Origin of the sequence: Pseudomonas frederiksbergensis (assembly GCF_003732275.1) — a bacterium.
Lineage (GTDB): Bacteria > Pseudomonadota > Gammaproteobacteria > Pseudomonadales > Pseudomonadaceae > Aquipseudomonas > Aquipseudomonas frederiksbergensis_H.
The window spans coordinates 1-12448 of the sequence record NZ_MOBM01000039.1 but is presented as its reverse complement, the minus strand read 5'-3'; the positions used below and the strand labels follow the sequence as shown (position 1 = coordinate 12448).

The 12448-nt window shown below is 56.7% G+C and carries 10 protein-coding genes; 5 read left to right on the top strand and 5 right to left on the bottom strand.

Annotation, left to right across the window (positions count from 1 at the left end; genetic code table 11):
• Nucleotides 1–90 precede the first annotated feature (90 nt).
• A complete protein-coding gene (locus tag BK662_RS25990; RefSeq protein WP_123359953.1) occupies nucleotides 91–1662 on the top strand; it encodes a sensor domain-containing diguanylate cyclase in 1572 nt (523 codons plus the stop codon).
• 87 nt (nucleotides 1663–1749) lie between these two features.
• On the opposite strand, the gene BK662_RS25985 is transcribed toward BK662_RS25990, so the two are convergent.
• Nucleotides 1750–2334: a GNAT family N-acetyltransferase gene (locus BK662_RS25985; RefSeq protein ID WP_123359952.1), complete on the bottom strand. Its 585-nt coding sequence runs from the start codon at nucleotides 2332–2334 to the stop codon at nucleotides 1750–1752.
• Nucleotides 2335–2569: 235 nt separating this feature from the next.
• On the opposite strand from BK662_RS25985, the gene BK662_RS25980 reads away from it, so the two are divergent.
• From BK662_RS25980 to BK662_RS25970, 3 genes are all read left to right on the top strand, one after another.
• Entirely contained in the window at nucleotides 2570–5155 is a 2586-nt protein-coding gene (locus tag BK662_RS25980) for a bifunctional diguanylate cyclase/phosphodiesterase (RefSeq protein WP_123359951.1), read from the top strand.
• 85 nt (nucleotides 5156–5240) lie between these two features.
• Complete coding sequence (gene xth, locus BK662_RS25975) at nucleotides 5241–6035, top strand: exodeoxyribonuclease III (protein ID WP_123359950.1); 795 nt, start codon at nucleotides 5241–5243, stop codon at nucleotides 6033–6035.
• Nucleotides 6036–6148: 113 nt separating this feature from the next.
• Nucleotides 6149–6982 carry an arylamine N-acetyltransferase family protein gene (locus BK662_RS25970; protein ID WP_123359949.1) on the top strand — a complete coding sequence of 278 codons (834 nt, stop codon included), beginning with the start codon at nucleotides 6149–6151 and terminating at the stop codon, nucleotides 6980–6982.
• 66 nt (nucleotides 6983–7048) lie between these two features.
• Here the strand turns inward: BK662_RS25970 and BK662_RS25965 are convergent, their stop codons facing one another.
• Together BK662_RS25965 and BK662_RS25960 are read right to left on the bottom strand one after the other, a co-directional pair.
• A complete protein-coding gene (locus tag BK662_RS25965; protein ID WP_123359948.1) occupies nucleotides 7049–7393 on the bottom strand; it encodes a BrnA antitoxin family protein in 345 nt (114 codons plus the stop codon).
• Between the two features lie 3 nt (nucleotides 7394–7396).
• Entirely contained in the window at nucleotides 7397–7678 is a 282-nt protein-coding gene (locus BK662_RS25960) for a BrnT family toxin (RefSeq protein WP_123360715.1), read from the bottom strand.
• Nucleotides 7679–7931: 253 nt separating this feature from the next.
• On the opposite strand from BK662_RS25960, the gene BK662_RS25955 reads away from it, so the two are divergent.
• The gene (locus BK662_RS25955; protein WP_123359947.1) at nucleotides 7932–9449 is read left to right on the top strand and encodes a nucleobase:cation symporter-2 family protein; all 1518 of its coding nucleotides are present in this window, start codon (nucleotides 7932–7934) and stop codon (nucleotides 9447–9449) included.
• A 1355-nt stretch (nucleotides 9450–10804) separates the two neighbouring features.
• Here BK662_RS25955 and BK662_RS25945 read toward each other — a convergent pair.
• Nucleotides 10805–11200, bottom strand: coding sequence for a hypothetical protein (locus tag BK662_RS25945; protein WP_123359945.1), 396 nt, complete (start codon nucleotides 11198–11200; stop codon nucleotides 10805–10807).
• Nucleotides 11201–11300: 100 nt separating this feature from the next.
• On the bottom strand, nucleotides 11301–12448 hold a 1148-nt coding region (locus BK662_RS25940; RefSeq protein ID WP_148057945.1), incomplete at its 5' end, for a DEAD/DEAH box helicase.

Genomic DNA, 12448 nt, shown 5'->3' with positions numbered 1-12448 from the left:
GCAATTGCCCCGCACAACCCTGTAGAGTAAGCTCACAAAGAATAAGGGTTTTGGGCCTCTGCCCATGACTTACCCTTTCAGGACTCGCTTTTGCCTATCCCCATTCCCGATCCGCACCACGCGCCCGATGGTGCCTTGAAGCGGCTGCCCCTGCTCAAAGCCGCGGTGCTGTTTATTGCGGCGGTGTGCCTCTGCCTCTGCGGGCTGCTTTACCTGCAACTGGAGCAGTCGCGCCGTCACGATCTGGCGTTGGCGCAGGTGTCTTCGTCAAACCTGACCCGGGCCATGGCGCAGCAGGCCGAAGATACGTTCATGAAGGCCGATCTGGTGCTGACCAGTCTGGTGGACTGGATTCAGGCTGAGGGTTTCGACGCTGTCCAGACACCACGCCTTCAGAAAACCTTCGCGCGGCGGGTGCAGACGTTGCATCAATTGCACGGGATATTTCTGTTCGACAAGCAGGGGCAATGGGTCGTGACGTCGTTCGAAAATCTGCCCCGTGGCCCAGGTGTGGCGGACCGCGAATATTTCAGGTTTCACCAGCAAAACGCGTCGTCCCTGGCGCACATCAGCCCGGCGATTCGCAGTCGGGAGAATGGCGAATGGATCATTCCGGTTTCCAGGCGAGTCAACGACCAGAACGGCAATTTCCAGGGCGTATTGCTGGCCGGGATCAAGATGTCGTATTTCGATCAGTTCTTCAAAAGCTTCAGCCTCGATAACAAGGGCGCGATGTTTTTGGCGTTGACCGATGGAACACTGCTGGCGCGACGGCCGTTTGTGGAATCGCAGATCGGTACGTCATTGGCTCAGGGGCAGATCTTTCAAACGCTCTTGCCCAACGCGACATCGGGCAACGCCATGATCGGCTCGGTGGTGGATGGCATCGTCCGGTTGTATGGCTATCGTCAGCTCGATGCCTATCCAGTGGTGGTCGCGGCGGCATCTTCCGAAGACGCGATATTCAAGGACTGGTACGACACGGCGATTCGATCTAGTGTGATCGTCGCTCTGGTCGTCCTCGGCGTGGGGTTGTTCGGTTGGGTGTTCATTCATCAGGTGCGCGCGGGTGAGCGCATCGAGGCGGATTTGCGCGAGGCGCAGAAAACCCTGGAATTGATCGCCACCCACGACAGCCTGACCGGGTTGGCCAACCGTCGATTGTTCGAGCGGGCGCTGGAGATCGAGTTCGGACGTGGTGCCCGGCGTTCGAGTCCGCTGAGCCTGATCATGCTCGATATCGATTATTTCAAGCGCTATAACGACGCCTACGGTCATGTGGCGGGGGACCATTGCCTGGCCGAAGTGGCGCGGGCACTGAAGAGTTGCTGTCACCGCAATGCCGATCTGGCGGTGCGCTACGGTGGCGAAGAGTTTGCAGTGTTGCTGCCGGACACCGACATCCATGGTGCGCTGACGATCGCCGAGCAGATCCGCCGCAGCGTCATGGACAAGAACATTATCCATAGCGGTTCACCCACGGGCTACGTGACGGTCAGCCTTGGCTGTTACTCGTTTGTGCCGACAGGGCATGACAGCACCGAAATGTTGATCAAGCGCGCAGACGCGGCGCTTTACCAGGCCAAGCATTCGGGGCGAAATCGTTCGGCGGTGTTGTCGATGGAAGGCGGCGTCGAGGCGCTGATGCGCTCGGACCGCTAATGCCTGTCAGTTAAGGTGCGAAACCTGTGGGAGCGGGCTTGCTCGCGAAAACGGTGTGTCAGGCGACATCAGGCGATACGTCAGTGATTATCGAAGACCATAACCCGTCAGCTTCTGTTCGAGACTCTCCCGCACCTTCGGCCATTCTTCATCAATAATGCTGAACCGTACCGAGTTGCGCTTGCGCCCGTCTGGCATGATCCGTTCGTGGCGCACGATGCCTTCCTGTTGCGCACCCAGCCTGAGAATCGCGTTGCGCGACTTCTGGTTGTTTTCGTCGGTGGTGAATTGCACTCGCACGCAGTCCAGCACGTCGAAGGCGTAGCGCAGCATCAGGTATTTGGTTTCCGTGTTGACGAAGGTTTTCTGCCAACTGGCCGAGATCCAGGTGCTGCCGATTTCGAGCTTGCGGTTGAGTCGGTCGACTTTCCAGAAACGTGTCGAGCCGATGACTTCGCCGGTGTCCTTGAGCACGATGACAAAGGGCAGGACGGTACCGGCATCGCGGCCGTCGAGGGCTTTTTTTAGGTAGCTGTCGATGGTGGTCGAGGAGGGCACTACGGTGACCGTCAGGTTCCATAACTCGCCATCCCGCGCGGCATTGACCAGCGTGGCGGCATCGCTGAATTGCAAGGGGCGCAGGCTGATTCTTTGACCTTCCAGTGTGTCCATGACAGGCATTCTCTGCATGAAAAGAGGCGCGGATGAGGCGTGCTATTACAGGCCAGCGTCTATCGATTGGCAATAGCGATATGTTCGGTTCTTCAAGTGCGACAATGACTTGCATTATTCAAGGGCGGTGACCGAGCATGGCTGCTATGGTCAGTGGAGAGTCTGGCTGTCATGACGACAGACTAGACCCCGCCGGTTTCACCCGATAAGGCGATCGATTGACAGGATCAAGTGCATGGATTTGACTGCCGTTACCACCGCTGCACCAGCGCGTCATACACCGATTACCCGCAACCTGATGTTCGTCATCGGCCTGCTATTTATGGTTGGGGTGCTGATCGCGCTGATGGCTTTGTTCAGCATTGCCGCACGGCTCGATGCCGAAGACCTGAGTAAAACCACGTTCTACACGCAGCGCGCACTTGAGAACCGCATCACTGCCTCGAAAAACTACATCGCCAGCTACGCCAACTGGACGACCGCCTACGACCACCTGAACGACAAGGTTGATGTGCAGTGGGCCTACGTCGATCAGAACGTGGGTAAAACCCTGTTTACCATCGATCACTACGACGGGGTTTTCGTGATCGATGGTCAGCGAACCAAATACGCCACGGTGCGCGGGCTGCTGGTTCAGGATCAGGTGACAACCTATCTGTCGACCTCGATGGCGACACTTATAGACGAGGTTCAAAGTCAGGAAAGCCTCATCGAGCCCGTCAGCCGATACACCTTGTTCGAAGGCAAACCGGCGCTGTTGACGGCGGCCGCGATCGTACCCAATGACGAACGCCCGGCTGTCGATCCCAAGAGCACCTCGGTGTTGATATATGTCGACCAGTTGAGCCCTGAAAAGCTCAAAACCTTGGGGGCCGATTACGGGTTGAATGATTTGAGCCTGACGGCCGACGACGCCATTGTTCCCGGTCAGCCAGCCGTTGCCCTGACCGGCACCGGTTACAGCCTGGTCTCCCGGCTTGAGCGACCGGGTCACCAATTGCTCTGGTCGCTGCTGCCGCCATTGGGCGGGGCGCTGTTGATTCTGGCGTTGTTGACGGCGTACTTCTTTCGATATGTCCTGCGCACGTCCGGGCATGTGGATGCCAGTTACACCAGCCTCGACTTGTCGAATCAGGCACTGGAGGCCAGTGAAGAACGTTTTCGTGCGGTGGCCGAAGCCGCGTCCGACTGGATCTGGGAAATCGACGACCAGCACTGCATCACCTATCTGTCGGGGCGCTTCAGTACCGTCACCGGATTCTCCGATCAGCAATGGCTGGGGCAGAACATCGGCCAATTGCTCAACTGCGATACCACGCCCTTGTCGCTGTGGCTGAACAAACTCGATGAGGAGCAAGCCGTCAGCCACTTGCGCTGCTCTTACCGCGATCAGTCGGGGCAACAACGGGTGTGCCGGGTGTCGGCGCGACCGATCCAGCGCAAGGGCGCGGTACTCGGTTTTCGCGGGACGGCCAGCGACATTACCGATGAGGTCGCCGCCCATGCGCAGATCCAGCATCTGTCGATGCACGACGCACTGACTGGCTTGCCGAACCGCAACAAACTGGCGCGCTACCTCGAAGATGCGCTGGCACTGAAAGAGCAATCGGCGGCGCTGACGTTGTTGATGATCGACCTGGATAACTTCAAGCCGATCAACGATTCCCTCGGCCATCCGGCCGGTGATGCGGTACTGCTGGAGGTTGCTACCCGTTTGCGCGAATGCACGCGGGATATTGATCTGGTTGCCCGATTGGGTGGTGACGAGTTCGTGCTGGTGCTCCACGGTATGGACAGCCATGCGGAAATCGACCGGTTTTGCGAACGCTTGCTCGATAGCCTGCATCAACCGATCCATTACGATCACCACACGCTGCACATTGGTGCGAGCATCGGCGTCGCCCTGAGTCGGCGCCAAGGGCATCTTCCGGAGGAGCTGATTCGCTGTGCCGATATTGCGTTGTATCAGGCCAAGTCCAATGGCAAGAAGACCTGGTGCTACTTTGCGGCGCACATGAACGATCAGATCCAGCACCGCCGACAACTGGAAAGCGACCTGCGTCAGGCGATCAAGAACAACGAATTCGTGATGCATTACCAGCCGCGTTATCACGTCGATGGCAAGCAGATCGTCTCGGTCGAAGCACTGCTGCGCTGGCAGCATCCGGTGCAAGGCTTGTTAAACCCCGACGCGTTTATTCCACTGGCCGAGCAGACCGATCTGATCGTGCCATTAGGGCGCTGGGTGTTGCGCGAGGCGTGCGAGACGGCCTTGACCTGGCCCGGTGCGATGATGGTGTCGGTCAACTTGTCGCCGGTGCAATTTGCCCGTAGCGATGTGATCGAGGATGTCCGGGAGGCGTTAATCCAGAGCCGATTGCCGGCCAGTCGACTGGAACTGGAGATCACTGAAAACGTGATGCTCATCGACGTCGATGGCGCCTTGGCGACCATGAACGCGCTCAAGGAGTTGGGCGTACGACTGAACATGGACGACTTCGGCACCGGTTATTCTTCGCTGGGTTACCTGCGCACGTATCCCTTCGACGGGATCAAGATCGACAAGCGCTTCATTGCGTCCATGAGCAGCGGCAGCAATGACCGCGCCGTGGTGCAGGCGATTATCAATCTGGGCAAGGCCATGGGGCTGACCGTGACCGCAGAGGGCGTCGAGACGCTGGAGCAACTGGACTTCCTGATCTCGGACCAGTGCCATGAAGTGCAGGGTTTCTACCTCAGTCGGCCGGTGGACAAGTATGCTCTGCTGCCGTTGCTCAAGGCATCAAGGGATGATTTTCCGCCGCAGGGCACGCACCTTTAGTCGCCTGTTTCGTGCGCCACGGCAACTGCCGTGACGCACCCCGGTCACAACTGGATACCGCCCAATCCGTTGCGAGCGTCGGATCATGAAGAACCTGAAAATCGCCACCTTCAACGTCAACGGCATGCGCGCCCGCTTGCCGAATCTACTGGCCTGGCTTGCACGGGAGCAGCCAGACATCGCCTGTTTGCAAGAACTCAAATCGGTTGACGGCGCATTCCCCGTCGCCGAACTGGAGGCGGCCGGGTATGGCGCCGTCTGGCACGGCCAGGTGTCGTGGAACGGGGTGGCGATTCTGGCGCGCGATGCGCAACCATTGGAGAGCCGACGCGGTTTGCCGGGTGATGACAGCGATACCCATAGCCGCTACGTGGAAGCTGCCGTGCACGGGGTTCTAGTGGGTTGTCTGTACCTGCCCAATGGCAACCCCCAACCGGGACCGAAGTTCGATTACAAGCTGGCGTGGTTCGAACGGCTGATCTCGCACGCCAAGGACCTGCAGAGCAGCGACCATCCGGTGGTGCTGGCCGGCGACTATAACGTGGTGCCCACCGATCTGGACATCTACAACCCGCGTTCCTGGCTCAAGGACGCGCTGCTGCAACCCGAGAGTCGCGCGTGTTATCAGCGGTTGCTGGATCAGGGCTGGACCGATGCCCTGCGTCATCTGTATCCAGAGGAGCGGATCTACACCTTCTGGGATTATTTCCGTCAACACTGGCAGAAAAACTCGGGGTTGCGCATCGATCATCTGCTGCTCAACCCGGCACTGAGCCCTTACCTGCAGGAGGCGGGCGTCGATGCCTGGGTTCGCAACGAACCTCATGCCAGCGATCATGCGCCGACATGGATTCGATTGGGTTCGCGCAAGCGTCGATAACCTTGGCGTGTGCGGCGATTGGCTAAATCAATTGTCAGTCCGACGGTGTTTTCCCTTATACATGGCGCCCATCGGCGGAGCGATCCGCGGACCTCTGCATAAAGGATTGAGCGATGAGCGAGACACGACTGACAAATCTTGCGCTGTACCTGCAACGCCTGGGCTTCGATGCGCCCCCGGCGCCGACCCTGGAAACCCTGCGCCAACTGCAACTGCGCCACACCGGTGCCTTCCCGTTCGAAAACCTCACCACGTTATTGGGCGAACCGGTGCTCATCGATCTGCCGTCCATAGAGCAGAAAGTCCTGCACGACGGTCGTGGTGGCTACTGCTATGAGCTCAACAACCTGTTCCTGGCCTTGCTTCAGACACTGGGCTTCGACGCACGTGGAATCACCGGTCGCGTGGTCATGGGCCAGCCCGAAGGCGCGTGGACCGCACGAACACACCGCTTGAGCCTGGTAACCCTCGACGGCGTGCGCTATATCACTGACGTCGGCTTCGGCGGCATGGTGCCCACCGCACCGCTGATGCTGGATACCGAAGCCGAACAGTTCACCCCCCACGAACCCTATCGCATCGAACCACACGCCGACGGCTACACCCTGCGCGCCAATGTCGGCGGTGAATGGCGGGCGATGTACATCTTCGACCTGCAACGTCAGGAAGACATCGATTACACCCTCGGCAACTGGTACGTCTCGACCCATCCCGAATCGTCCTTCATCAAACAACTGATGGTGGCGCGGACGGGGGAGGGATGGCGACGCACATTGAATAACAGCAGTTTTGCCATTCATCGCATGGGCAACGAGAGCGAACGGCGGCAGGTGACGGATGTGGATGAGTTGATCGGGTTACTGGAAAGTGAATTCGGGATTCGAGTGCCGGCGCAGGAAGTGTTGAAGCGGGCGCTTGAGCGGTTGATTGAGCCTGTTAGCAGGTAAGTTGAGCACCACGCAAAGGGGCGGATTTGATCAATTCGCCCCTTTTTCTTTTGATCGGTGTTGTGTCTAGGAACGAACTTCAAGCTCCATCACATGCTGGATTTCGCTGAGGGCCTCTGACAATTTTTTCTCCAGGCTTTTCAGCTCGGAGGCGGTGATGCCTTTTTTGAAATGCCCGACATTGGCAACAGCAGTGTCCTGATCGGGCTTCGCCGTTTTGCCTTTATCGCTGAGCAATGCCTGGCGCAGGGTATTGTTGATCACCGTCTGGTAGCCATACCCCTCGCTTTCTGCCAGCGCCCGCGCGGCCTCTATGACGACATCATCGAGCATGATGGTGATTCGGGTCTTGCCTTTGCTGGAGGCAATCGCTCCACGCTTGGCGTTGCTGAAGTCGTATTCATCTTTCATCGGTCAAGCCTCCATATAGTGGCGACGCTCGTTTTTGGTGGCGATGCGCGCGGAAATGATTCGCACGAAATTCGGGTCGCGGTAGGTGTATGCAACGACCAGCAAGCGACCTTTGGCATCCAGCCCGATGATGATCCATCGCTGCTCATCATGTTGGTTGTCCTGAAGCGTCAGGGCTCGTTCGTCATAAAACACAGGTTCTGTCTCTGCGAGACTGACGCCTTGATGCTTTAGTTTGTTGGCCGCGTTCTTTGCCTTGTGATACTGAATTTCGAATGACTTAATTATGCATACTTCATATGTATAAGCGAGAGGCGGCCGTGCCGGCGGTCGCTTGGAAAGCAAAAGATTAGCGGTGGGGAGGGAAAGCGGAGGAAGGATGTATTTCAAGAGTTTTTTAGGCTGGGGCTCTATAGCTAAAGGGCAGTGTGAACATCTGTCCATAATCTGACTGATTAGTTGTATACAACTCTATAGACATTTGTCCTGACTATTGAATACAGTGTGCGCACAACAAAAACCAGGGAACCCCCCAACCATGAAAACGCCCCATGTTTCACAACAACGGCCCGAGGATGAGAATCTCGGGATCGGCGCGAATATGGCTTACGGCCTGCAACACGTTCTGACCATGTATGGCGGTATCGTCGCGGTGCCATTGATCATCGGCCAGGCGGCCGGACTCTCGCCGGCGGACATCGGTTTGTTGATTGCTGCTTCATTGTTTGCAGGGGGCCTGGCGACATTGCTGCAGACCCTGGGTTTACCGTTTTTCGGTTGTCAGTTGCCGCTGGTACAGGGCGTGTCGTTCTCCGGCGTTGCGACCATGGTGGCGATTGTCAGCAGTGGTGGGGAGGGCGGCTTTCAGTCGATTCTCGGGGCGGTGATTGCCGCGTCGCTGATTGGTTTGCTGATCACGCCGGTGTTCTCGCGAATCACCAAGTTCTTTCCGCCGCTGGTGACGGGCATTGTGATCACCACTATCGGCCTGACGCTGATGCCGGTGGCCGCGCGCTGGGCCATGGGTGGCAACAGTCACGCTCCGGATTTCGGCAGTGTGGCGAATATTGGTCTGGCGGCGGTGACGCTGGTGCTGGTGCTGCTACTGAGCAAGATCGGCAGTGCGACTATCTCTCGTTTGTCGATCCTGTTGGCCATGGTCATCGGCACCGTTATAGCCGTGTTCCTCGGCATGGCGGATTTCTCGTCCGTCACCCAAGGCCCGATGTTCGGCTTCCCGACACCGTTTCATTTCGGCATGCCGACGTTTCACTTCGCCGCGATCCTGTCGATGTGCATCGTGATCATGGTGACCCTGGTGGAAACCTCGGCCGACATTCTGGCCGTCGGTGAAATCATCGGCACCAAAGTCGACTCCAAACGCCTGGGCAACGGCCTGCGCGCCGACATGCTGTCGAGCATGGTCGCGCCGATCTTCGGCTCTTTTACCCAGAGCGCCTTCGCCCAGAACGTCGGGCTGGTGGCGGTAACCGGGATCAAGAGCCGTTTCGTGGTGGCCACCGGCGGTGTGTTCCTGGTGGTGCTCGGATTGCTGCCCTTCATGGGGCGGGTCATCGCCGCTGTGCCGACCTCCGTCCTCGGCGGCGCCGGCATCGTGCTGTTCGGCACCGTGGCGGCCAGTGGTATTCGGACGCTGTCCAAGGTCGACTACCGCAACAACGTCAACCTGATCATCGTCGCCACTTCGATCGGCTTTGGCATGATCCCCATCGCTGCACCGAACTTCTACGACCACTTCCCTAGCTGGTTCGCGACGATCTTCCACTCGGGCATCAGCTCCTCGGCGATTATGGCCATCGTGCTGAACCTGACCTTCAACCACCTCACTGCCGGCAACTCGGATCAACAATCGGTGTTTGCGGCTGGTGCTGAGCGCGTGTTGCGTTATCAGGACCTGGCAGCGTTGCGGGAAGGGGATTATTTCAGCGAAGGTAAGCTGCGTGACTGCGACGGGAATGAGATTCCGGTGGTGGAGGCAGAGCATGGGCATGCAGAGCCGCGGGCGGCGCATGCGAAAAGCAGTGAGCATGTCTGACAGTGATCAAGTGTGGGTCGACCGATTCAACTGTCAGTCAGGTTGACACTCGCTCCACTCATGCTTGAGAATTGAATTCGAGGTCTGCAATTGCGCATCCTTGGGCTTGGCCTCCAGCATTGGCCCCCCATCTTGTTGGCAGCAGAGAAGCTGGCTCCCTCTGAAGTAGTGACGACTGGCATGCCGGTCGGATTCTGAACCCAAGGTCATTCGTGACCAGGAGCTAAAGAATCGCTGCGACTACTCCTCGATGTATTCAAAAGGCGTCCTTCGGGACGCCTTTTTTATTGCCTGGAACCCGGTTTGGCTATTGTGCCGACAAGGGTGCCTACTGCGCGTCTCTTGGGATACCAGGTTACGACGTAATATCCGAAGCCGCGACGCTCGTTTCGAGGCTCCAAAATGAGTGAGCCGGTAGGGTTTTTAAGTACGGCAACTCTATGATCACCTCTCATTTCCTTGAATTCACAATAGATGGGTGCGCCGGGTACGACCATTTTGGCGATGTGTATCGCTACATCATCAATGGTGTGGCACCCATATTTCGCCAGGTCGGTCTTCTGGGCTTCCCAGACATGTCGAACTCCGAATCCTTTATTGATTCCTTTGTGTATCCCGACTCGCAGGAATATTTCACCTCCCCGTAAATTGAACCGGGGCATGTCGGGAAGGGTGCCAAAGCTCAATGAGCCGCAAGGGTGAGGGACAAGGACGTTCTCCTTGAGTTTGAGTAACTCTGACACTTGAACGATCCAGGGATATCGGCAGGTGAAAGTCGCTATTCATAACGCACAAGTTCGCTGCCTCACAGACCTCATCTGGCCATCATGAAAGTAGCTACTGATGCTCTAGTACAGGGTTTTCGGGGGCTGAGGGGATAGCCTAAAATATGGCTACAGAAAATCAGGAAGTTTCCTACTCTGTCGGAGGAGGGAATACCTAGGCTCGCGTCTTTCCGTCAGCCACAAAAAAGCCCCTGAATCTTTCGATTCAGGGGCTTTTCGATTTTGCTGTCTGGCTCCACGACCTGGACTCGAATAAAAAAATAAGTATTTGTTTTACAATGAAATTATGCTGATTTTTAGTATTCATATCCCTACGATTATCCTAATCAAGCCCGTATTTTTATTGGAGTTCTTTCGATACCCCATGAGCACGGCGGCAGCAAGCTTCTGAAGGTGGCGTACGCAGGCCATACTGTGATGGATGAGGAAAACACATCCGAGTGACTGCTTTGGCTGTGGATTCAACCGGTCGATGTGACTTCTGTATAAGTACGCTGTGTCGTCAGTCTGGTCTGAATGCGTGTATGTGCCTCGACAAACAAAGCCACCTGGCCAAAGCTCAGCGGCTACTCAGTCAGAGATCGGATCAAACGAAACTAGCGTGAACGAGGATACGCCGCCTCGTTTCATATTGGCCCTCCACCGAGCTACCAGCGCTGCGGTTGTAGGTACATTTCCTCCGCCATTGACACTGTTTTTACATGTGACCAAACCCTTAGCGGTGAGTCGAAGAAGCTGAATCCTCCCGACATCACGGGCTTTCTCCAGCCATTTCTGAGCGATCCAATAGCTCACGGCAGAAGGGCTCATGAGACGATTAAGTACATCGCGACGCATTTCAGTAACTTTGGTCAAAAACTCAACGTCACCCTGCGCAAGATGAAACGCTGCGATAGTGCGACCTCGACCGCTGGCTGTTAAAGGGCTGTCATAATCACCAGGCACATAAAACTCAATTGAGGACATAGCTACCTCCAAGTTAGCAATTCTTCGAGCGGCACGGCGGGAACAGGCCTACGAACCACGTCTCACTTAATAGGATGATCAACTGTCAACCACGTTAGAGTTAGAGTAGGTCCATGGTGGCCATGGAATCAGCCATACGGTAGCCCATCGCTTTGTAACCCGCCTGGCGCTTATCCCACATCCTCAGCAGCGCGACATTACCCTCGTCAACGAAGTCGATCACTCGCACGTCGGCCTTATCGGCATGCGATCGATGCAACCGCCCCGCATATTGCTGAAGGATTCCCTTCCATGAGATGGGCATTGCCAGCACCAGCGTGTCCAACGGCGGGTGATCGAAGCCTTCACCTACTAGTTTTCCTGTTGCCAACAGCACCCGTGGAGCATCAGGGGGAAGGGACTCAAGCTCATGCATACGGGAAAGGCGCTGTTTCTTAGGCACTCGCCCATGAAGCGTGAAAAGGTTATGCACACGCTGCTTCAATTCTAATTCAAGGGCATCCACATGTTCCGTCCGCTCCGTTAGCACTAGAATTTTTCTACCCTCGCTGTACGCCAGCTCAATCTCCGAGACGATTTTGGCTGTCCGCTCAGAGTCGTCGGCTAGATGCCGAAAAACGTCCTGAATCCCAAAGCCGTCGGGGACCACTATTGGTTTGGACAGCAATCGAGGCACGACAGATAGGTCATGAGGCGCATTCGCTGGCCGAGCAGCAGAATGTCGGATCGGTCCGCACTGCATGAAAATAATAGGCTGCTGCCCATCTCGGCGCACTGGGGTTGCCGTGAGTCCCAGCACGTACCGCGCGGTCGCGCTCCTCAGTAGTGCCTCGAATGACACTGCTGATAGGTGATGACACTCATCAACGATGATCTGGCCGTAGTTTTTTACCTGATCGCTGATCTCGCCTTTTCGCGATAACGACTGCATTACGGCAATGTCGATGATGCCGGTAAGCTTCGCTTTTCCGCCTCCAAGAGTTCCAACGACACCATTCCCGACTCCCAAGAACACCTGCAAGCGCTCTTGCCACTGCCTTAACAGTTCCGTCCGATGCACAAGCACCAACGTGTTAATGCCACGTGCGGCAATCAACGCAGCAGCACTCACTGTTTTACCGAAAGCAGTCGGTGCGCAGAGGATACCGGTGTCATGACTTAGCATTGCGCTGACAGCAGCCTCTTGGTCAGAACGTGTCAACACCGGTTGAAAACTGACCCACCCTACCGAAGTAAAACTGACCCACC

Coding starts and splice junctions, on each gene's coding strand:
- BK662_RS25970 (WP_123359949.1), top strand. CDS start 6,149: ATGAGCGAGACACGACTGACAAATCTTGCGCTGTACCTGCAACGCCTG.
- xth (WP_123359950.1), top strand. CDS start 5,241: ATGAAGAACCTGAAAATCGCCACCTTCAACGTCAACGGCATGCGCGCC.
- BK662_RS25945 (WP_123359945.1), bottom strand. CDS start 11,200: ATGTCCTCAATTGAGTTTTATGTGCCTGGTGATTATGACAGCCCTTTA.
- BK662_RS25965 (WP_123359948.1), bottom strand. CDS start 7,393: ATGAAAGATGAATACGACTTCAGCAACGCCAAGCGTGGAGCGATTGCC.
- BK662_RS25980 (WP_123359951.1), top strand. CDS start 2,570: ATGGATTTGACTGCCGTTACCACCGCTGCACCAGCGCGTCATACACCG.
- BK662_RS25955 (WP_123359947.1), top strand. CDS start 7,932: ATGAAAACGCCCCATGTTTCACAACAACGGCCCGAGGATGAGAATCTC.
- BK662_RS25985 (WP_123359952.1), bottom strand. CDS start 2,334: ATGGACACACTGGAAGGTCAAAGAATCAGCCTGCGCCCCTTGCAATTC.